The 22,749-nt window shown below is 43.9% G+C and carries 13 protein-coding genes; 8 read left to right on the plus strand and 5 right to left on the minus strand.

Annotated elements, in window-relative coordinates; all coding sequences use genetic code 11:
• Positions 1-215 precede the first annotated feature (215 nt).
• The 5 genes from NBH07_RS20815 to NBH07_RS20835 all read right to left on the minus strand — a co-directional run bounded on the left by NBH07_RS20815 (position 216) and on the right by NBH07_RS20835 (position 12,492).
• A complete protein-coding gene (locus NBH07_RS20815; RefSeq protein ID WP_009016816.1) occupies positions 216-1,013 on the minus strand; it encodes a basic secretory family protein in 798 nt (265 codons plus the stop codon).
• 30 nt (positions 1,014-1,043) lie between these two features.
• Positions 1,044-3,380: a GH92 family glycosyl hydrolase gene (locus NBH07_RS20820; protein WP_009016817.1), complete on the minus strand. Its 2,337-nt coding sequence runs from the start codon at positions 3,378-3,380 to the stop codon at positions 1,044-1,046.
• A gap of 181 nt (positions 3,381-3,561) precedes the next feature.
• Positions 3,562-5,157, minus strand: a complete 1,596-nt coding sequence (locus tag NBH07_RS20825) for a RagB/SusD family nutrient uptake outer membrane protein (protein WP_009016818.1) — start codon at positions 5,155-5,157, stop codon at positions 3,562-3,564.
• A 29-nt stretch (positions 5,158-5,186) separates the two neighbouring features.
• Positions 5,187-8,249, minus strand: coding sequence for a SusC/RagA family TonB-linked outer membrane protein (locus NBH07_RS20830; RefSeq protein WP_009016819.1), 3,063 nt, complete (start codon positions 8,247-8,249; stop codon positions 5,187-5,189).
• 202 nt (positions 8,250-8,451) lie between these two features.
• Positions 8,452-12,492 (minus strand): hybrid sensor histidine kinase/response regulator transcription factor, encoded by a 4,041-nt coding sequence (locus tag NBH07_RS20835; protein WP_039848532.1) that lies wholly within the window; start codon positions 12,490-12,492, stop codon positions 8,452-8,454.
• A 156-nt stretch (positions 12,493-12,648) separates the two neighbouring features.
• Here NBH07_RS20835 and NBH07_RS20840 point away from each other — a divergent pair, with 156 nt between their 5' ends.
• The 8 genes from NBH07_RS20840 to NBH07_RS20875 all read left to right on the plus strand — a co-directional run bounded on the left by NBH07_RS20840 (position 12,649) and on the right by NBH07_RS20875 (position 22,729).
• Positions 12,649-14,622, plus strand: a complete 1,974-nt coding sequence (locus tag NBH07_RS20840) for a PAS domain-containing sensor histidine kinase (protein ID WP_009016821.1) — start codon at positions 12,649-12,651, stop codon at positions 14,620-14,622.
• A gap of 170 nt (positions 14,623-14,792) precedes the next feature.
• Positions 14,793-17,033, plus strand: a complete 2,241-nt coding sequence (gene pflB, locus NBH07_RS20845) for a formate C-acetyltransferase (protein WP_008772883.1) — start codon at positions 14,793-14,795, stop codon at positions 17,031-17,033.
• Positions 17,034-17,768 (plus strand): pyruvate formate-lyase-activating protein, encoded by a 735-nt coding sequence (gene pflA / locus NBH07_RS20850; protein ID WP_005867396.1) that lies wholly within the window; start codon positions 17,034-17,036, stop codon positions 17,766-17,768.
• Between the two features lie 186 nt (positions 17,769-17,954).
• Positions 17,955-18,545: a Crp/Fnr family transcriptional regulator gene (locus NBH07_RS20855; protein ID WP_008777750.1), complete on the plus strand. Its 591-nt coding sequence runs from the start codon at positions 17,955-17,957 to the stop codon at positions 18,543-18,545.
• A gap of 107 nt (positions 18,546-18,652) precedes the next feature.
• Complete coding sequence (gene eno / locus NBH07_RS20860) at positions 18,653-19,933, plus strand: phosphopyruvate hydratase (RefSeq protein WP_005867398.1); 1,281 nt, start codon at positions 18,653-18,655, stop codon at positions 19,931-19,933.
• Between the two features lie 220 nt (positions 19,934-20,153).
• Entirely contained in the window at positions 20,154-20,720 is a 567-nt protein-coding gene (gene ahpC, locus NBH07_RS20865; protein ID WP_005867400.1) for an alkyl hydroperoxide reductase subunit C, read from the plus strand.
• Positions 20,721-20,739: 19 nt separating this feature from the next.
• Positions 20,740-22,293, plus strand: coding sequence for an alkyl hydroperoxide reductase subunit F (gene ahpF, locus NBH07_RS20870; protein ID WP_005867401.1), 1,554 nt, complete (start codon positions 20,740-20,742; stop codon positions 22,291-22,293).
• A gap of 85 nt (positions 22,294-22,378) precedes the next feature.
• Complete coding sequence (locus NBH07_RS20875; RefSeq protein WP_009016823.1) at positions 22,379-22,729, plus strand: DUF8478 family putative metalloprotein; 351 nt, start codon at positions 22,379-22,381, stop codon at positions 22,727-22,729.
• The last annotated feature ends 20 nt before the right edge of the window (positions 22,730-22,749 follow it).

Raw genomic sequence — 22,749 nt, forward strand, 5'->3', positions numbered from 1 at the left:
TATATGTTTACGGAAATGCAAATAAGGAAGGTGTTTTAGGGGAATAATGTAACAATGCCCATTGTAAGGTTGTTAGGATGGGCAGTATAAGGAGCTTACGATGGGCATTGTTGCGACCTTATAATGCCTATTGGCGGAAGGTCGGGAGTGATACTATAAAAGAACGGCGGTAACTTGTTGAGTGTTACCGCCGTTGGTCGTAGCCTTTGCCGGGGCTACGCTTCATCTCCCATCGTTGCCATATATTCTTTCCATAAGGAGTCTATGTCGTAATCATTGCCGAGCGCGTATTTCACGCCACCATCGAACGACCAAGGAATAACTTCTAATGTGCTTCGGTTGAACTTCCGCAGGAAATCCGGGTTTTTGGTTTGCGTAAGCCATGCGAGGAAGAAGCCTGTCGTGCGGTAACCATCCATATAATGGCCGCCTTTGGGACGATCTTCCAAGGTAAAACCGCCGTTTAGGTATCTTACGGCATCCGCCACACCTTCTATCATGGCCCAGAAAGTCTTATTAGTCCCATAGCTACCTATGCCTTGAGGCTCCAATTGGAAACCATGCGTCAGCTCATGGTATAATACGCCACGGGTCTCGTAATCCACTTTCGCGGTGTCGTTATTGGCAAAACTTTTCTCGATCCATTTCGTGCTGTATACGATACTGATGGAAGGGGGCGCTCCGTCTTTCGCGGATACCCCGTCGTATTCCTTTAATGTATAGTGGATCTCCTCGATGCCCGGGATACTATCTTCCGGAGTGAAATAAAGCGTTTCTACGACCTTGCGGGCGTGCTTGGTAATATAAGCTTCCGGATCAGGGATAACGGCGGCATAGATCGCCGAGCCCTTAGCCTCGGGGGAAAGATTCTCGAAATCAATCTTTCCGATGTAATAATTATCCCAAGGAGTAGGGGGAGCTTCCGCTACGGTAGCCGCCTGTTCCTTTTTGCCGGAGCAAGCGATGCAAGTCCACAGCAGGAAAGCACCGCTGATTAATTGTTTATATCTCATAAGTCTCATCTGTTTTTAGGTGAAAATAGGCTAATCTGTCAGTGAATAAGGACGATCCTCTCCGTTGAACAATCGCTTTTTGTTCGGGCTGGAAGTCATCTCGAAAGTGAGCGTTCCGCCGTTCAAGATGTCATCCTGCGTGATGTATCCTTTGGTATAGGGTTTCCCGTTTAGCTTTACCGCTTTTACATAACGGTTCTTGTCGCTGACTTTATCGGCTTTTACCTCGAAAGTCTTACCATTCTCCAAGCGAACCTTCATATATGGAAGGTAGGGAGCGCCTAATACGTATTGATCCGTACCCGGGCAAACCGGATAGAATCCCATGGCGGAAAGGATATACCAAGCGGACATCTGGCCGCAGTCGTCGTTACCGCAAAGGCCGTCGATATTGTTGCGATACATCTTATTCATGATCTCACGTTGCCAGTATTGGGTTTTCCAAGGCTGGCTGGTCCATGTGTATAAGAATGGGATGTGATGGCTGGGTTCGTTGCCGTGTACATAACCTCCTAGTAATCCTTCTTTGGTTACGTCTTCGGTCTCGGCAAAGAACTCATCAGGAAGATGCATCGTGAATAAGGAATCCATTTTAGTGATGAATGCTTGCTCGCCTCCCATCAACTGAATCATACCATTGACATCTTGAGGGACATAGAAGGAATAATTCAAGGCATTTCCCTCGATAAACCCTTCACCGTGCGTGCTTAACAAACTGAAGTCCTCTTTGAATTTACCATTCGTATAACGGGGACGGGCATATCCGATCGAGGTATCGAATACATTCGCGTAATTGGACGCACGCTTTTTATAGGTATCGGCCACGGATCGGTTTCCCGCTAATAAAGCTGTATTATAGATTGTCCAATCATCATAAGCATACTCCAAAGTCAAGGAGCCTGCGCTACCGTTGCGATCTAAAGGAACATAACCTAATTCCATAAACTCTTTGGTTCCCTCATAATACGGAATCGTAGAACTGCTGATCATCGCTTTTAACGCGGCGTCTTTATCAATCGGTAATCCTTTGGCGATAGCATCCGCCAAGACAGAGACGGAGTGATAACCGATCATGCACCAGTTCTCGTTTGCCATATGGCTCCAGATCGGCAAGGCATGATGAACGCTTTGCTCGCAATGTTTCAACATGGATTTGGCGATATCCGTGTTGACTTGTCGGTTGATGATATTGAACAGGGGATGTAGGGCACGATACGTATCCCATACGGAGAATACGGTATAGTTCGTGAATCCGTCCGCTTGATGGATATTATGGTCGAGTCCGCGGTATTGACCGTCAACGTCTGTGTATACGCAAGGATTGATCATCGTGTGATACAAGGAGGTGTAAAGCATAGCCAATTGGTCATCGCTTCCTTTCGCGTCGATGACGGAGAGCGCCTTATTCCAAGTATCGGAGGCTTTGGCGGCTAATTGGTTGAAGTCCGCACCGGAAGCCTCGGCACGTAGATTTTTTAAGGCTCCCTCGGTGCTGACTCCGGAAAGGGCGACTTTCACTTCCAACTCATCAGACATTTTCGGATCGAAATCAAAATAAGCGACGATCTTACGTCCTCCGATATCCGGGAAGTTCTCTTTCATATTGAACTTGGCATAACCGCCCCGATAATTAACTTTCGCTTTCTCTTCGCATCCGTAATGCGTGATCGGTTTGGAGAAAGACATGGCGAAATAAGTATAGTTGGTACGTGCCCAACCGTTTGTAATACGATAGCCGGTTACCAGCGTATCGTTCTCTACGCGAATATTGGTCCAAAGAACTTTGCCGTCATAGTTATAGATCCCGTGAATCATATCAAGGATAATGCGTTGGTTCTCACTGTTCGTAGGGTATGTGTATTTGTGGATGCCGGCCCGTTGGGTAGTGGTTAGTTGCGCCTTTACGCCATAATCGGCGAGCATCACCTCATAGTATCCGGGACGGGATATCTCGGTGTCATGCGAGAAGCGGGAACGGTAACCGCCATCGGGATTCGTGGCTGTACCGGGATTTAGCTTCAACGTTCCGGTGGTAGGCATAATCAAGATGTCTCCTAGGTCGGAGTGGCCGGTACCGCTGAAGTGGGTGTGGCTGAAACCTACGATGCTGCTATCCTTATGTTGATAGCCGGCGCAATACTCGTAGGAGCGAGGTTGGTATTTACCGTCTACGTTGTGCGGTATGGTATCCGTATCCGGACTGAGTTGCACGAGTCCGAAGGGTACGCAAGCGCCCGGGAATGTATGTCCCATTCCATTTGTCCCGATGATCGGGTTTACAAGATCAACTACATTAGTCTGTGCGATCGCTACTGTTGAGCTGGCTGCCAGAAAAAGGCAACACATCGATTTCTTGAGATTTATCATGTCGTATCAATTAGTTAGAAAAGGATGAAACATAAAAGGCCACCTTTGATAGTTCCAAGGATAACCTTTGATAGTGACAAAGGTAACCTTTTATATTTTCAGATCAATAAGTATAGTAGTCCTCTATCATTGTCAAGTGCTAATTTGTTAATAATGGATTTCTACTATACTTAGTTGATATTTAGAACAATGAGTTAGCCTCGTTCGGAGATAAGTTTGCGTTAGCATCCAATTGTCTTTGCGGAATAGGGAAGATATTACGCTTTGGTTCGTTGGATGCAGTCTTGTCCCACCAAGAAGTGGTTACGAACTTGTTGAAACGAACCAAGTCTGTACGGCGGATTCCTTCGAAAGCAAACTCTCTACCTTTTTCGGCCAAGAACTCATCCATGGTCAGAGTAGCGGTCGTATATTTCGCTTTCTCCCAATCCTCTGCCTTGAAAGAACGTTGACGAACGCTGTTGATCATATCTACCACTTCTTGCGTTGCTTTGCCCCCGTTCTTACGCATCAAGGCCTCCGCTTTGTTATAGATAACCTCGGAATAACGGAACATCACCCAGTCGTTGTTCATATCGCCGGTAGTACCCGGTTGGATCTCATACTTGATAGAGCGAGCACCGCTGTTTTCTTCGCCCTCGGTCATGGACTTAATGTAGTTTACGAATACCAAATCCTGCCCATTGTACTCCTCTGAACCTTTCAAAGGCTCTGCGGTCGTGTCGTAGTAGTAATTACCGTTTTCATCTACTTTGCGAGGATATTGCTTACCGATCAAGAAACCCTCAATTTTTCTCAAGTCGTTGTCAGCGAATGAGTCATAAAAGGTAGGTTGCGTCACCAAGCCGTTCCAAGGACCGGATTGCAAATCCCAGCCAGTTTGGTGTGCGTAATGCAACCAACGTTGATACCAGCCCATTCCTTTGGCATATACTTCATCATACACGATTGACCAGATAATCTCGGTAGATCGCTTGTCGTTATCCGCACGGAAAGTGTCGTTCCACTTCTTATCCAATGCGAAACCTCCCTTAGCTAATTCATCGCAAGCAGCGATACAATCATCCCAGCGTGCTTGTCCAGTATAAATTTCCGCATTCAAATAGAGACGAGCCAGTAATGCGTAAGCCCCCCATTTGGATACACGTCCGTAGGTCTCTGTTTTACTCTCTGACAAAGAAGGAATACTCTCGTTTAACTCTTTTTCGATCCAAGCGAATAACTCTGCGCGAGATTTGGAGGAAGGATTGATTTCACCGATTTTCTCGCAAATTGGAGCCGTACCGAACATATCCATCACATACCAATAACAGTAAGCGCGATATACACGCATCTCCGATTGTGCTTGTGCTTTAGACATTGGAACTTGGAGTGCTTCAAAATCTATATTCTCTGTATCTGTAAGGAAGTTGTTAGCATATCCGATACCTTCAAATAATTTTTTCCAAGCATCCACTACTTGACCATCCGTAGGAATCCATTGATGGCGGTGTAAGCGAATCCAGTCTCCATTGTCATAGCCGTGGCGACCTTTTTGAGGCCATGCGGCACAGTCGGAAGATAACTCGTTACATGACCAAGGCGATTGGGCTACTTGCATGGTTCCACAGAAGTGCCCCCATGGACGCATCATGGCGGCCATTACCTCGCCTGCATTGTTGTAATAATTTTCAGCGATTACCGAGCTATGTATTTCCTCTGTCAGGTCCGTACAAGAGGTAAATGCGGTAGCTCCCAGCAATAATGAAATTGCGCATATATTTTTTAAAGCTTTCATTGTATTGTCTTAAATCTATTGTTACTTAATTAGAATCCAAAATTAACGCCAAACGTGAAGGTACGGGTGGTGGGATAAGATCCGCGCTTCTCTATACCTGCTTGTAGTCCTGTTACGTTTACGTCAGGGGTTAAACCTGAGTATCCTGTAATAGTCGCAAGATTGGTGACATTACCATAAATACGTAAGTTGCGCACATATTTATTATTTTTGAAGTTGAATGTATAACCTAGTGTCACGTTATCGATCTTCAAGAAGTTCCCTTTCTCTAGATAATAAGAAGAGAACAATGGTTGCTCTGTTACCTTGTTCTTCAAGGCATCCTTATATACGTTTGTGCCAGACTGATCGATATTGACAGTCGTTCCGAAATAAATAGCACCCTCGTTCAATACGTCATAATCAAACATACCGCGCAGGAAGAAGCTGAAGTCAAAGTTCTTATAGGTAAACGTGTTCTGCAAACCAGCCTTGAATTTCGGCAAACCGTTACCGATAAAGGTACGGTCAGCGTCAGACAGACCTTCCTTTCCGTCTATGTCGCGAAGATTCCAAGTTCCGTCCGGGTTGATGCCATCGCATACATAACCGAAGAATGATGCGATCGGCTGTCCTTCTTGTAGGCGGTAAGCCTTGCCCGGGTTGCCCGGAGAGGGCAGGTCATATTGATCCTCGTAAGAAGATTTGTACACGTCGTTAGACAAAGATGTCAATTTATTATTCTCGTATGAGAACGTGAAATTAGCCGTGTAAGAGAAATCCTTAGTCTTTACGACCTCTGCGTTTAATGCTAATTCTATACCTCTATTTCTCATCGTGCCTACGTTGGTGGTGATCGTGTTGTAGATCAAAGATGGCTGTTGGGCATTGTAGCTACTGATCAAGTCGCGAGTCGTACGACTATACCAATCGATCGTACCATTTAGGCGTCCACCTAGCAAGCCGAAGTCGAAACCTACGTTCAAGGATTCATTCTTCTCCCATTTCAAATCTGGATTCGGGTTGATATTCGGACCGTAAGTGGCGGTTAGCCATGAACCGGTGTAAGCGTTCCAAGCTCCAGCGCCTGTACCGTAGGTAGCGAGAGACATATACGGATCGGTAGGCAAACTACCCGTGATACCGAAACCGGCACGGAATTTCAATACGTCGAACACTTCTTGGCTCTCCATGAAGTCCTCACGAGAGATCATCCAGCCTGCGCTGACAGAGGGGAACCAAGCCCATTTGTTGTTCGCTCCGAACTTCGTGGAACCTTCACGGCGGATAGAGGCGCTGGCCATGTATTTACCGTCGTAATTATAGTTGGCGCGGGCGAAGAAGGCGATCAGTTTGCTGGTCTCTTTTTTACTCTTCATCTCGGCCTTACCATCTTTTAGGTAACCGCCGGCTTCTAGGTTATTGGTACCGAATACGTCCGTCAAGAAGTTCTTGTTCTCGGCGCTGAATTGCTCGTATTCAAAATCTTGGTAACTGTATCCCAGCAAACCGGTAATATTGTGTACGCCGTTGATGGAAGTATTGTAGTTTGCTGTCCATTCAGTGGTACGGTTGGTATTCTGATAATATTCTTTTTTGGCGCGTCCGTTTGTACCGTCTTTATGTTGGCTATATTCCTCACGCATACTATAATCGTTAGTTAACGCATCGTTCTTCTCCATAGCGAAGAAAGCGGCGGCTGTCAAACCGGGGATAATCTCATATTGAGCCTTGAAGTTCGCCAATAAATTCTTGAATTCCTTTTTCTTGGTACGCTGGTATATGCGGGCTACCGGGTTGAAATCTTCGTAACCGCTGTAAGTTTCCCAGAAGGAGCCGTCTTCCTTATAAATAGGCATCGTCGGGTTGATACGGATAGCCTGGTATAATATGCCGTAATTAGGGATATCTCCTACCTTATCCACATCATCGGAAACTGCGTCCACTTTCACGAAAGAGTTTGCTAGATTGAAAGAAAGCTGTAGTTTATCATCAAACGCACGGTGGTTCACGGCGATAGAGCCATTGATCGTTTCACGGCTGGTGTTACGGATCATACCATCATTCTTTTTGTAATTTAAAGAAGCGCGATAGTTTGTCTTACCATTACCACCTGTAGCGGTCAAGTTGTGTACATGGGTGAAATTACTCTTATTCAATAAAGCGTCGTAATGGTTATCCCGTCCACCAAAGTCGCGGATATTGGCGTTGTTAGTTTCTTTGCCATAAGCGACGAACTCGTCTCCATTTAAGATTTCCGGTCGTTTATAAACCGCCTCGTGCATGATATATCCTGAGTAATCCACTTGAGTAGTTCCGGCTTGCGGACGTCTCGTGGAGACGATGATCACACCGTTATTACCCCGGGTTCCGTAGATAGCGGCTGCGGAACCGTCTTTCAATACGTCGATCGCCTCGATATCCTCGGGTGCGATAGCGTTCAAAGAAGTCATATTACCCGGCATACCGTCAATAATAACGAGAGGCTCATTGCTACCTTTCAGAGATGAGGCACCACGCATCTGTACTTTTACCTCGCCATTAGGGTCGGTGCTACCACGTGATACAGTCAGACCAGCTACACGTCCTTCCACCAATTGCATCGGGTTCACTACCGGTGCCTTGTTAAAGTCGGATGCTTTCACGCTGGTAACGGATGAGGTGATCTCACCTTTCTTTTGGGAACCGTAGCCAACGACTACTACCTCGTCTAGTGTCTCAGAGTCTTCAGCTAAGACTATGTTCAATGTTTTTTGCCCGGTATAACGAACTTCTTGGGGTTTGAAGCCGATGAAGGAAAATACCAATGTGCTGTTATCCGGCACATCCAAGGTGAAATTTCCGTCAAAGTCCGAAGCTGTTCCGTTCGTGGTTCCTTTCACAACAATACTAACGCCAATCAGAGGTTCACCCTTTTGGTCTTTTACTACACCTTTAATGGTTGAACTTTGCTGTGCGATCTGATGAATCTCCATGTTTCCCATTTCAGGAACAGTAGAATCTCCGGCCGCATAAGAGGACTGAAACATTAAAGATAAACAAAGTAACAAAGAGGTTCGTCCACCTAATAAAGTCAGGCATTTCCTCGTCTTACCTTCACTCTTTTTTTCCATAAAAACATTAAATTAAAAGTTAATAATGTGCTTCCCGAAGGAAGAATACACACAAGCGGTTTGCTTTGCTATTCGACAGCAATATTAATAGGTCTTAACGAATTGAAGAGTGCTTTGAAATGCCAAAGAAGTGTCATGAAATGCATATAGCAGATTATGATACTCTTTTGGTAGATTATGACACTATTTAGGAATCAATGATTTATGCCTCTTTTGTGCGGTATTCCTTAGGTGTCATGTTATATTTACGGGCAAATTCCCTATAGAAGTATGATTTGTTAGAAATTCCTACATTATAAATAATTTCCTGAACGCTCATGTTGGTATTCACGAGTAATTGCGCTGCATAGTTTAACCTATAATCCTTTATAAAATCACTCGGCGTCATAGTAGATATTTTCTTGAAACGACGATATAAGATGCGAGTGTTTATATTCAATGCGTCCGCTACCAGCTCGGGACCGAGTCCTTCCTTGCTGACATTTTCTTTGATGATAGAGGTTACGGTGTCAAGGAATTCCTTGTCTTCTTGATGTAATAATTGCCCTTCCGTATATTGATAAGCACTTTCCGGAGAATAGAAATACTCTTTTAATTCTCTTTGGTTAGTCATCAATCGATTCACGACGGATAGGAGAACTGTTGGCGAGAAAGGCTTGGTTAGATAGGCATCCGCTCCGATATTAAGTCCTGCCGCTTGCTCTTGGTCTGATATTTTAGCAGAGATGATAATAAGCGGGATATGGCGGGTATATTTATTTTCTTTGATAAGCGAGATCAATTCTAATCCGTCCATATTAGGCATCATGATATCGGTGATGATAAGGGACGGAGTGTATTGTTTGAGGAATTCCAGAGCCTTTTCCGCATTATAAGCTTCTTGAACCTGATATTCGGAAGAGAGGGTTTCCGTGATTAACCAGACGATGTCTTTATGATCGTCGATAACGAGTATCATCGGTTTATCTTCCGTCTCTTTTTGTGCCGTATGTGAGATTTGCGGCTCTTGTATATCCGTGTTTGGGGAAGGAAGCGATACGGGAATCTCTTCGTCTATCGTGTTGTCTGAGGTCTCCTCTACGATGCCAAAAGGTAAGGTAACTGTAAATTCAGCATATTGGCCGACCTCACTCTCTATGTCGATTTTACCACCTAAGGATTGTACGAGGCTGTGACAGATAAATAAGCCGAGGCCATTCCGTGTCGTATTTTGCCTGTTATCATCGTTATCCATCGTGCCAAGGATACGATATCGGTCGAAAATATTTTGCATGTCTGCCTCCTCGATTCCTTTGCCGGTGTTGTAAACTTTAAGGACGAGGAAGTTCTCCTCCTCATGTAAGGAGATACGAACCGTGCCCCCGTCTTCCGTATACTTAAATGCGTTGGAAATCAGATTTGCTAGGATCTTCTTGAAATAGACGGAATCCGTATTCCAATAAAGCTCTTTGGGAGCATCGATCTTGAATTGGATTTGGTGTTGCTCGGATAGTGGGTAAAACCATTCGAATTGAGTTCGCAAAAGAGAGGATACGGATACTCTCCGGATGTGCGTATGACTGAATCCTGCGTCTTCCGCTTTTCGGAAATCAAGGATTTCTTGGATAAGTCCGTTCAGTTCCTCTACATTTTCCCGGAGGACTGAAGTGTATTTTTCTAATGTCTTGTCTTTTGAGGTGGCGGCATAGGCTTGGATATAATTCTCCACGCCATTGATCAAGGTAAGCGGGGTGCATAGCTCATGCGTAATGTGGGTAAAGAAATTCAGCTTGGACTCGTATAGCTTCTCTTTTTGCTCCTCCTTGATCTTGTCTGCGATCTGCTTCTGTTTCTTTAGTATTTGGTGATGGATACGATAGGTGGCGATGATGAGCAAAACTGTACCGATAAAAAGATACGTGAAAATGGCTAACGAGCTTAGATAAATAGGAGGTAATACCTTGATAGGTAGAGTGTATTCTTTTGCTGACGAATCAATGACATCGTTGCGATAACGGACTTTCAGCAAATATTCCCCGTACGGTAGGTTCATGAAAGTTACCTTGTTTGTCTTTTGCAATTTTTCCCAAGAGGAATTATAGTTGACCAACTGATACGAATACTCGTAATTCTCCCCGTTGATGTAATCCGGAGCGACGAACGCAATCGTTAACGATTGCACATCAGCCGGAACCGTTACACCGTTCCGGCTGATGTCCTTATATAATGGAAGGATTTGTTTATCCATTTGCAACTCGAAGAAACTTAATTCGGGTTGATAGGTATGCTCCGGCTCCGTTTGTTTATTTACCCAGACTAATCCGTTGATGCCTCCAAAGAATAAACGCTCGGAGTATGGGCATTTCCAATAAGCGTCATCAGAGAATTCCGTGACGCTAAAGTAAGGCTGATGATAATTATGGAAAAAGTTGTTCCGGGGATTATATTTGGTGAGACCTTTATTGGTACTAAGCCAGATACAGCTATCGTTCCCCTCATGGATACCATGGATCATGTCGTTTACGATCCCGTCGCTTTTATCGAATTGGCGTAAACGCATCTTTCCCCCTCTGAATTTAATCCGGGTGAGACCGGAGCTGGCGCCTGCATAAAACGTGGAATCTTCGGTCTGGCATACGGAAAGCACATCTCCAATGGCCGGGTTTCTTAAATTGTTGGTTTGCAGGAATTCATATCCTTGATTGAAAATATTGAAACGAATGACTCCGTAACCGCCACGGCTCCCGAGGAACAGGGTAGAGTCGTTGTCATATACCATCGATTGGATTTCTTTACAGATGTTCTTTCCGTTTTTTAACGGGAAGGTTTGTACCTTCCCGATTGTAGGTACGGCTTTATCTATATGTAAGGTAACCTTTTGCAATCCGTTACCCGTTGTCGCTAGCCATAATGTGGAATCATCTACCTCGCAAATAGAGTGGACATAGCGTAGAGGGGTGGTGTCTTCTCGTTGCGGTATCGTTTTTATTCGTTTCTCTTTATACGAATAATAGGTCAGTCCCGGGCCTTCCGTGCCAATCCAGATACATGGATGGTACTCGCTTTTTTGGAAGCAATACACACGGTTGCTGGATAGGCCGTCGGCGGTGGTAAAATGCGTGATAGCGCTTTGTGGGATCATCTTTTTGTTATGGTAAGTGTCATACGCTTGTATCCGGACAATACCGTCTCCTTTTGTCCCGAGCCAAAGGGATTGATCATCGTCTGTATATAAAGAACGTATGGGGTTCTGTATATTAATCGGTAAATCCTTGAGTAAGATAGAGCCGAAAAGATCGGGTTTGTCATAAAACATCCGTATACCTTGCCCGTCTGTTCCCAACCAGAGAATCTCCTGCCTTTTATCGTTCATTAGGCAAAAGATACCGATGCCCATATTTATCGTGTTTTCCGGTTGGCTTAGGTCTAGAATATTGCCGTTACGGAAAACGATATACACATTGGATTGGAAGGTGCATATCTTGATGATGTTACCATATTGTTTTGTCATTTCAGGCAGATCGAACAGGAATTCTTTCCCCTTTCCGTCTACATGCTGTCGATATAATTTATTGTCGGTATCTACTATGAAAATATGATTATTCTCGTAAAATGCGGATAAGATCGGTTTATTATGGAATTGGCGTTCTTCCGATAGCAAATTAAAAGTAGTATCGGAGAAATCCGGAGTCAACTTTTTCAGTATGCCCGAGGCTAATAATAAATAAAAATGTCCGTCCGTCCCGGCGAATAAGGTACGTACGGTTTGAGGGCCTACTCCTTCTCTCGGCAGGTCCCGGAACCCATCGCTAGATGGGGTGTAGCAAGAGATTCTGTTTTCCTTACAAATAGCGAGCGTGATGCCGGATGAATCGGAGGCCAATAGATCGCATTCCATGTATCCGGGGAAAGACTCGGTGACTTTCCGTTCTTTTAGTGAGAATTTATTGATACCTAAAGAGGTTGATATCCATAAAAAGCCGGGTTCTGCGTCGGATATTTTGTGAATGATATTACTACAAAGAGAGTTTTTGTTATTTAATTCGAAACGATATACATACGTATCTTTTCCGTTGTATAAGTTAAGTCCGTCGTAAGTCCCGATCCACAAATAGCCATCCGGATCTTGATGCATGCAAATAATAGCGTTATTTGAGAGATCAACCATAGAAGTTTTATGCAATACGGTTGAGGCAAATAGGTCTGTTTGCGTGATCAATATAAGGAAACTGGTTAACGCTAGAATAAGCCTTGTGAATCTCATGTATTTAAGATTTAGTGTTTGTTTTCAGCGCAAAGATAATATCTTTATGAACGAACAGAAAAGAATTCACTTTTTTGTTTACTTTTGCAAAAAGCAGGGCTTTCGTATAAATTAGAATGTCTGACGTATGATAATACGAAATAAAGTAAGTGACAGATGGAACAATGTGAAGAGAATTCTCAAGAAAATGACGATGTGATAATAGAGAAAGAAATTTCTAAATTAATAGAAGAACAGCGTTTATTTACGGAGAGTATATATGCTTGTCTGCCGGTGGGTATTGAAATTTATGACGCACATGGTGTGCTGCGTAGTATAAACGACCATGCGTTGAGGATGTATGGTGTGGATGACCGGACATCGGTGGTGAATATAGTCAATCTTTACAAAAGTCCATTTGTTGATTCAGAACTTTTAGCTCGGATACAATCGGGTGAAGATATTTCCTTGGAGTTTGAGTATGATTTTGATCGGGTTAATAAGGATGCATATTATTCTTCCCATAATAAAGATACGATGATCTATGGGGTTAAAGTTATCCCGATATGGAGTAGAAAAAAACATCTTATCGGACATATATTACTCGCAAATGATATGACTTCCGTGAAAGAGGTGGAATTCCGTACGGAAGAAAGCAAGAAAAATCTGGAGATGGCCAAGAAAGCGCAGGATCTGATCGCAAAACGTGATCTGGCCATGAAAGTCAGTAATATTGTTCATTGGGATTTTGATGTAAATTCCCAGAAATTCGAATCTTATAATGATCCGATCAACGATTACGTTTCAGATCGGTTATTGACCGTTTCGGAGTATATGGATGTTATATACCCCGAGGACCGGTCTGTTTTTTACGACGCAATGCAATCCCTGATAGCTGGAAAGAATGTCACCATCAATTTTACCTGTCGCATACAAACCAAGTATGATGAGACTTGGCAGTATTGTGATTTTATGGGTGTCCCTTTCGATCAAGATGAAAATGGAGATATAATACGCTATACGGGATTCAGGCAAAACATTCCTAAGATCCAGCAATTGAATCGGGAACTTAAAGAAAGAAATTACAAGATAGAGCTTTCTTTCAAGACGGTTGGTATGTCGTATTGGGGTTTTGATGTAAAAAGCCTGAAATTCAGTGCTTTTAATGATCCTATCAATGATTTTTATTCGGAAAAGACAATCACTCCCGAGGATTATTTGAACGCTACACATCCGGATGATGTGGTTTTTGTGCGGAAATATATGGAGCATATGTTCCGGGGCATAGATAAAGATTTCAACGTTAAATATCGTTCCAAAACCAAATGGGATGACGAGTGGCAGACCTTATTGGTTACTGGAATCCAGGTTGAAAGAGATAAAGAAGGCCATGTGACTCGCTATACCGGTATTACGATCAATAATACGAAGTGGGAGAAGATGATTCAGCAGTTGAAGGAATTAAAGGAGAAAGCGGAACTTTCGGATCGTCTCAAGTCTGCGTTTCTCGCTAATATGAGTCACGAGATACGTACCCCGTTAAACGCTATTGTTGGTTTTTCAGAGTTAATGGTAACTTGTGATGATCCGGAAGAAAAAAAAGAATATATAAATATCATCCAATCCAATAATGAGTTGTTATTGCGATTGATCAACGATATCCTTGATCTTTCCAAGATAGAGTCAGGCATAATTGAACGTAGGAAGGAGAATTTCAATCTGGCTAAGGTTTGTAATGAGTTATTTGTTACGATTCAGGCGAAGATGACAAATCCGAATGTCGAGTTACGTTTAGATGGTCCCAACTCGGAGTGCTGGGTACTTTTGGATAGAAACCGGCTTAAGCAAGTATGGATGAATTTCCTCACTAATGCGGTAAAATGCACCAAATCCGGATATATTAAAATGGGATATGGTATTGAAAGGGAAGGTCTTCGTATCTATGTTGAGGATACGGGAATCGGTATACCGGATGATTTGCATGACAAAGTATTTACCCGTTTTGAGAAATTGAATGAGTTCTCGCAGGGTACCGGACTTGGCTTGACGATCTCCAGAGCTATCGTAGAAGCGGCAGGGGGAGAAGTGGGCTTCACTTCAAAACTTGGTGTCGGATCTACTTTTTGGGCATGGTTGCCTCTTCGCCCTTAGGGCTGACTCCCCATTTATTGGTAATGTCCTTTTAAAATAGTGAAGGATGAGAAGCTTTTTTATCGCAATTTATAGGGATTTTAGAACTGGTGTAGCATATGTGACAGAAATATGACGATAATTCTCCTACCTTTGCGGCGGTAAAAATGTGGTATTAGATAAGATTGTTTATGAAATTTGAGAATGAGTGCTGGGATCACTTTAAGGGTGAGACCTGGAAAAGAGAGATCAATGTAAGAGATTTTATCCAGAGTAACTATACGCCTTATGAAGGGGATGATTCCTTTTTAGTCGCTTCTTCCGAGAAGACCCGTAAGGTCTGGAACAAGCTGACCGAGATGTTTAAGGTCGAGAGGGAAAAGGGAGTTTATGACGCCGAGACAAAATTACCTCAAGGGATCGATGTATATGGCCCGGGCTATATTGATAAGGAGAATGAGGTTATCGTTGGGTTACAAACCGATGCTCCGCTGAAACGTGGTATCTTCCCGAAGGGCGGTATCCGTATGGTCGAGAATAGCTTGGAAGCTTATGGTTATCATTTGGACCCGATGACGAAAGAGATCTTCACGAAGTACCGTAAAACTCATAACGAGGGCGTTTTCTCCGCATATACGGAAGAGATGATTGCCGCACGTCGTTCGGCTATTATCACCGGTCTGCCCGACGCGTATGGTAGAGGACGTATTATTGGTGACTATCGTCGTGTCGCTTTATATGGTACGGCAATCTTGATCGAGGAGAAAAAGCGTTTCTTGAATCGTTTGGATATCCAAGAGATCACGGAAGAGATCATCCAGAGCCGTGAGGAGATTTCCGAACAGATCAAGGCTTTGAAAGCGTTCGAGAAAATGTGCGCTAGCTATGGCTTTGATGTGACTCGTCCGGCACAAAACGCTCGTGAGGCGGTTCAGTTTGTGTACTTAGCTTATCTGGCGGCGGTAAAAGACCAAGATGGCGCGGCGATGTCTATCGGACGTACTTCTACGTTTTTGGATATTTATATCGAGAAAGACATCCGTGAGGGTAAGTTGACCGAAGAGGAGGCGCAAGAATTGGTAGACCAGCTGATCATCAAGTTGCGTATCGTTCGTTTCTTACGTACGCCGGAATACAATGATTTGTTCTCCGGTGATCCGGTTTGGGTAACAGAGTCCTTGGGCGGCCAAGGAGTGGATGGCCGTTCTTTGGTAACAAGAACTTCCTATCGTTATCTCCATACATTATATAATCTAGGTCCGGCACCAGAACCCAATTTGACAGTTCTGTGGTTTAAGAACGCTCCCGAGAACTGGAAACGCTTCTGTGCCAAGGTCTCTATCGATACATCGGCTATCCAATATGAGAACGACGATTTGATGCGTCCGGATTATGGAGATGATTATGGTATCGCTTGTTGCGTTTCTCCTATGAAGATCGGTAAGCAGATGCAGTTCTTCGGAGCCCGTGCGAATTTGGCGAAATGTTTATTATATGCGATCAACGGAGGACGGGATGAGCGCAGCGGCGTACAGGTAGCCCCGATGTTCGAGCCGGTTCGCGGCGAGTATCTGGAATACGATGAGGTGATGGCTAAGTATGAGCAAATGATGCGCTGGTTGGCGAAAGTGTATGTGAACGCCTTGAAGATAATCCATTATATGCATGATAAATACGCATATGAGGCATTCGAGATGTCGCTTCACGATGGAGATGTAGAGCGTATCCGTGCGACAGGTATCGCCGGTCTTTCTATCGTTGCCGATTCGTTGGCTGCTATCCGTGATACGAAAGTACGTGTGATCCGTGACGAGCGTGGCTTGGCGGTTGATTTCGAACGTGAGGGCGAATATGTTCCTTTCGGTAATAACGACGATCGTACGGATAGTATCGCTGTAGAGATCACCGAGAAGTTCATGGAATATTTGCGTCAGCACGAGACCTATCGCCATGCGAAACCTACGCAGTCCATCCTTACGATCACCTCTAATGTGGTATATGGTAAGAAGACTGGTACGACACCGGATGGCCGTATCGGTGGAACTCCTTTCGCTCCGGGCGCGAACCCTATGAACGGTCGTGATACGAAAGGTGCTATCGCTGCGCTAGCTTCGGTAGCGAAGCTTCCATTCCAGCATGCGCACGACGGTATCTCTTATACTTTCGCTGTTTCTCCGGCTACGTTGGGAAAGGAGCGTGAAGTGCAGATCAATAATCTGGTTAGCTTATTGGATGGCTATTTTACTCCGGATGGAGGTCAGCATCTGAATGTTAACGTATTTGATAAGGATTTGTTGATCGACGCTATGGAACATCCTGAGAAATATCCGCAACTTACGATCCGTGTATCCGGATATGCGGTAAACTTCGTGAAACTGACTCGTGAACAACAGTTGGATGTTATTTCAAGAACCATTAACCATTCACTGTAAGTGATAAAAGGTAAGATACATTCATTAGAGAGTTTCGGGACCGTAGATGGTCCCGGAATTCGCTTTGTCGTTTTTATGCAGGGCTGCCCGTTGCGTTGCCTGTATTGCCATAACCCGGATACTTGGAACCCGAAAGGGAAGGTGAAATATCAGATGACTCCCGGCGAGCTATTGACGGAAGTCTTACGGTATAAGAGTTTTATCGCCCGTGGGGGGGTGACTGTTACCGGTGGGGAACCTTTATTGCAACCTGAGTTTCTGAAAGAGTTTTTCCGTTTGTGCCAAGAGCAAGGTCTTCACACAGCTTTGGACACATCTGGTTTCGTATGTACCTCAAAAGCTTGGGAAGTCTTGGATTATGCGGACTTAGTGTTATTGGACATCAAAACCTTAAACCCGGATTTACATCCGTTACTGGCGGGTGTCAAGCAGGATAATACGCTTCTGTTCTTGGATGAATTGGAGAGACGTGGCATAGATACTTGGATTCGCCATGTTATTGTCCCCGGATATACGGATAATGACGAGTGGCTGGAGGCGTTAGCTCGGTATGTCAGTTCATATAAAGTGGTTCGCAAAGTGGAATTATTGCCTTATCATACGATGGGAACCTATAAATATGAGCAATTAGGTCTCGATTATCCGTTAAAGGGGGTGGAACCCTTATCAAAAGAACGTTTAGATAATGCGAAAGCGATATTCTCTCGCTACAAACCAGAAAATAACAAGGCCTGATCTCTCGATCAAGCCTTGCGATTATGCAACAGCTAATCAGGGAAAACAATCTAATCCGATTAGCTTTTAAACGATAGTAATAATTTTTTGCCTAGACTAACCTTGACTATTTAATATGTGTTTGTTTTGTTATATGCAACAAATATCTATTTTTGTAAGGAGATAAAAAATGATATAGATCAGAAAATGATGAATAGTATGAAGACACCACAAGAAATAGCCGAAATGATATCCAAACGTTTTTATCCATTACCCGATGCGGATTTGGATTCTCTGGCCTCGATCATAGAATCAAGTAAGGCTGCGAAAGGAGAATTATTGTTGGATAACGGACAAATATCTAAATATTTATATTATGTGGAATCGGGATTATTACGCCAGTTTTACTATAAGAATAAACGTGATATTACCGAGCATTTCTCCTGTGAGGGAAATATCGTTATTTGTATAGCCAGCACATTCCAAAGAGAACCGACGCGTTTATTAATCGAGGCATTGGAACCGACGGTTTATCACCGGATCTCTTTTTCGGAATTTAGCGATTTATTGAAAACATCTTTAGCTATTAATAGATTGTACCAGAAAATACTGGAGTGGGCTTTGATGCTTTCGCAAGAGAAAGCGGACTCTTGGCGTTTTGAGTCGGCAAGAAAACGTTATCTGCGTTTTCAACAGGAATATCCGGAAGCAGCGAAACGTGCTTCTGTCAATCATATCGCCTCGTATTTATTGATGACACCCGAATCTTTGAGCCGGGTGCGGGCGGGAGTGTTGTAGTCTCTACCTACATTCAGGTATTATTGAGGTGAAAATAGCAATTTGTGGTGATTTCACGGTTCAAGTAATCCATCTATATTTGCGTCAGTTTAAAAAACGTAGAAGCAATGAAAATAGAAAAGATTACAGGACGTGAGATCCTAGATTCAAGAGGTAACCCGACAGTAGAGGTTGATATTTTACTAGAGTCCGGCGTTATGGGCCGTGCGTCTGTGCCTTCCGGTGCGTCCACCGGCGAGAACGAGGCTTTGGAGTTGCGTGATGGCGATAAGAAGCGTTATGGTGGTAAAGGCGTATTGAAAGCGGTTGAGAATATCAATACGATTATCGCTCCGGCATTGAAGGGGATGTCTGCCTTGGATCAGATAGGTATCGATCATGCGATGTTGGCTTTGGACGGTACGAAAACTAAATCGAAACTAGGTGCGAACGCTATCCTTGGCGTTTCTTTAGCTGTAGCGAAAGCTGCCGCAAATTATTTGGATATTCCTTTATATAGATATATTGGTGGAACGAATACCTACGTGATGCCTGTTCCGATGATGAATATAATCAATGGCGGTTCGCATAGCGACGCTCCGATCGCTTTCCAAGAGTTTATGATTCGTCCGGTAGGTGCCGCTTCTTTCAAGGAAGGCTTACGTATGGGCGCTGAGGTATTCCATGCGTTGAAAAAGGTATTGCACGATCGTGGGTTAAGTACCGCTGTTGGTGATGAGGGTGGTTTCGCCCCGAATTTGGAAGGTACGGAAGATGCCTTGAACTCAATTATCGCCGCTATCAAGGCGGCTGGTTATGAACCGGGCAAGGATGTGATGATCGGTATGGATTGCGCTTCTTCTGAGTTTTATAAGGATGGAATCTACGATTACACGAAGTTTGAAGGAGAAAAAGGAGTGAAACGTACTTCCGACGAACAAGTGGATTATCTGGAAAAGCTGATCAACGAATACCCGATCGATTCCATTGAGGATGGTATGAGTGAGAATGATTGGGCTGGTTGGAAGAAACTGACAGATCGTATTGGTAACCATTGCCAATTAGTCGGAGATGATTTGTTCGTGACAAATGTAGAGTTCCTTTCAAGGGGTATTAAAGAAGGTTGCGGTAACTCAATCTTGATCAAGGTAAATCAGATCGGTTCCTTGACGGAGACACTGAACGCTATCGAGATGGCTCACCGTCATGGATACACGACCGTTACTTCACACCGTTCCGGTGAGACGGAAGACGCTACGATCGCCGATATCGCTGTCGCTACCAATAGCGGACAGATCAAGACGGGATCATTAAGTCGTTCGGACCGTATGGCTAAATATAACCAGCTGCTTCGTATCGAGGAGGAATTGGGAGACCGTGCCGTATACGGATACAAAAGAATCAATTAAGTATATAAAGTAAATTATAATCGCTAATTATGTAGTAATCCAAAACCCAAGATATTGAAGGGCTTATCCGTGAGGATAGGCCCTTTTTATTGATTGATAAAGTATTATCTATAACCTCATAAAATATATCGATTAGAAAAATTGTTTTAATGAATAAATATGTTATATTTTTGTATCGGAAATAAAAACAAATAGTATTCATTTAAAAATAGGAACAAGTATGGAACCGATTATTAATTCTCAACTTCCGGAGTTTAAAGTACAAGCTTTTCAAAATGGTAATTTCAAGACTGTAACCAACGAGGACGTCTTGGGTAAGTGGGCTATCTTTTTCTTCTACCCGGCCGATTTTACATTTGTTTGTCCAACAGAGTTGGTCGATATGGCTGAGAAGTATGAGCAGTTTAAATCAATGGGAGTAGAAATTTACTCTGTAAGTACAGACTCTCATTTTGTACATAAAGCTTGGCATGACGCTTCCGAGACTATCCGTAAGATCCAATATCCGATGTTGGCGGATCCCACTGGAGCACTGAGTCGTGCGTTTGGTGTGATGATTGAGGAAGAGGGTATGGCATACCGTGGCACTTTCTTGGTAAATCCGGAAGGAAAGATCAAAGTGGCCGAGATTCATGATAACAATATCGGTCGTGACGCTTCCGAGTTACTTCGTAAAGTTGAAGCCGCTCAGTTTGTCGCTTCACATGATGGTGAGGTTTGTCCCGCTAAATGGAAGAAAGGGGAGGCTACCTTGAAACCTAGCATTGACTTGGTAGGGAAAATCTAAATAATTAAGAGTATAGATCGTGTTAGAATCAACATTAAAAGAACAATTGAAAGGTATATTCGCAGGGTTAAATGCGAATTATACCTTTGATATATCGATCTCTCCTGCGTATGAAAGTAGACAGGAATTGTTGGATTTATTAGGTGATGTTGCCTCTTGTTCGGATAAAATATCTATGCAAGTATCTGATGGGGAGGGATTGGAATTCATTTTGTTAAAGGATGGAGCGAAAACGGGGATTAAGTTTCGTGGAGTACCTAATGGACACGAGTTTACTTCCTTACTGTTGGCGATCTTGAATTCAGATGGGAAAGGCAAGAATTTTCCGGACGAGAGCATTTGTAATCGTGTTAAAGCCTTGAATGGCCCGATACATCTGACGACCTATGTCTCTTTGACTTGTACGAATTGCCCGGATGTGGTACAGGCATTAAACGCTATGACGACTTTAAATCCTCAGATCCATCATGAGATGGTAGATGGGGCTATCAATCAAGCGGAAGTTGATGCCTTGAAGATACAAGGCGTCCCCTCTGTCTTTGCGGATGGAAAACTGATCCATGTAGGACGTGGGGAATTCGGAGAATTGTTATCGAAGCTGGAAGCTCAGTATGGAATCAATGAGAGCCTAACGGAGAAGACGGTAAAACGATATGACGTGGTTGTGGTCGGTGGGGGTCCGGCTGGTGCTTCTGCCGCTATTTATTCCGCACGAAAGGGGCTGAGTGTCGCTGTCGTGGCGGAGCGTATCGGCGGGCAGGTGAAGGAGACGGTAGGAATTGAGAATCTGATTTCAGTTCCGGAGACAACAGGTACCCAGTTGGCTGACAATCTGCGCTTGCATATGCGGCAATATCCGATTGACCTGCTGGAGCATCGTCGTATAGAGAAGGTAACGATAGAAGGAAACGAGAAGGTTTTATCTACGGCTGGAGGTGAGATATTCAAGGCTCCGGCGGTTATTGTCGCTACGGGCGCTAGCTGGCGTAAATTGAATGTACCGGGTGAGGCAGAGTATATAGGGCGTGGAGTGGCTTTTTGTCCTCATTGCGACGGTCCGTTTTATAAGGGAAAACATGTTGCCGTGGTTGGCGGTGGAAATTCCGGTATCGAGGCGGCTATTGATTTGGCGGGGATCTGTTCGAAAGTAACCGTTTTGGAGTTTATGGATGAGTTAAAAGCGGATCAAGTCTTGCAAGAGAAAGCGAAGAGTTTGCCGAATGTCGAGATCTTTGTTAGTTCACAAACAACCGAGGTGGTTGGAAATGGCGACAAGGTAACCGGTATCCGTACAAAGGATCGTAAGACAGGGGAAGAGCGTGTTATTCATTTAGACGGTATTTTTGTTCAAATCGGCTTAGCCGCTAATAGTGGTGTCTTTAAGGAGATTGTCGAAACAAATCGTCCCGGTGAGATCGTGATTGACGCACATTGCCGGACGAATGTCCCGGGTATTTATGCAGCGGGCGACGTTTCCACCGTACCCTTTAAGCAAATCATTATTTCTATGGGAGAAGGAGCCAAAGCGGCCCTTTCGGCCTTTGAAGATCGGGTACGTGGCGTACTTGATTGAGGAAAGTACCTACAAATAGGTAATTTTTGAACAGCGTATCTTTTTTATCGGTTATATTACTATATTTGCGATCGAGAGAAAAGAGATGGATAGATTAAGAAAATATCTGAGGATATTACTCCCTGCGCTGTTCATAGCCTATTTGGGATGTATTATTGCGTTTACTCACGTTCATATTGTCAACGGGGTAACGATCGTCCATTCTCACCCGTTTCATAAAACGGACGATGGTCGTCCGGACCATGAACATGGCTACGCCGAGTTTCAGTTGCTTCATCAGTTATCTGTCTTGCAGATAACAGGTGCGGCTTTCGTCGCTATTCTGCTGGCGGCTTTTTATTCCTTTATCCGTAACTTATCTTTCGCTCCGGTCTATCCGGACTATATCGTTCCCTTCCGGGGAAGACGTACGCTTCGTGCTCCTCCCATATTCTGATATTGTGAGATTAATAACAT

Source organism: Parabacteroides sp. B2-S-102, assembly GCF_023656665.1.
Lineage (GTDB): Bacteria > Bacteroidota > Bacteroidia > Bacteroidales > Tannerellaceae > Parabacteroides > Parabacteroides distasonis.

Coding starts and splice junctions, on each gene's coding strand:
- eno (WP_005867398.1), top strand. CDS start 18,653: ATGAAAATAGAAAAGATTACAGGACGTGAGATCCTAGATTCAAGAGGT.
- NBH07_RS20875 (WP_009016823.1), top strand. CDS start 22,379: ATGGATAGATTAAGAAAATATCTGAGGATATTACTCCCTGCGCTGTTC.
- NBH07_RS20825 (WP_009016818.1), bottom strand. CDS start 5,157: ATGAAAGCTTTAAAAAATATATGCGCAATTTCATTATTGCTGGGAGCT.
- NBH07_RS20830 (WP_009016819.1), bottom strand. CDS start 8,249: ATGGAAAAAAAGAGTGAAGGTAAGACGAGGAAATGCCTGACTTTATTA.
- NBH07_RS20815 (WP_009016816.1), bottom strand. CDS start 1,013: ATGAGATATAAACAATTAATCAGCGGTGCTTTCCTGCTGTGGACTTGC.
- ahpC (WP_005867400.1), top strand. CDS start 20,154: ATGGAACCGATTATTAATTCTCAACTTCCGGAGTTTAAAGTACAAGCT.
- NBH07_RS20855 (WP_008777750.1), top strand. CDS start 17,955: ATGATGAATAGTATGAAGACACCACAAGAAATAGCCGAAATGATATCC.
- NBH07_RS20840 (WP_009016821.1), top strand. CDS start 12,649: ATGGAACAATGTGAAGAGAATTCTCAAGAAAATGACGATGTGATAATA.
- NBH07_RS20820 (WP_009016817.1), bottom strand. CDS start 3,380: ATGATAAATCTCAAGAAATCGATGTGTTGCCTTTTTCTGGCAGCCAGC.
- pflB (WP_008772883.1), top strand. CDS start 14,793: ATGAAATTTGAGAATGAGTGCTGGGATCACTTTAAGGGTGAGACCTGG.
- NBH07_RS20835 (WP_039848532.1), bottom strand. CDS start 12,492: ATGAGATTCACAAGGCTTATTCTAGCGTTAACCAGTTTCCTTATATTG.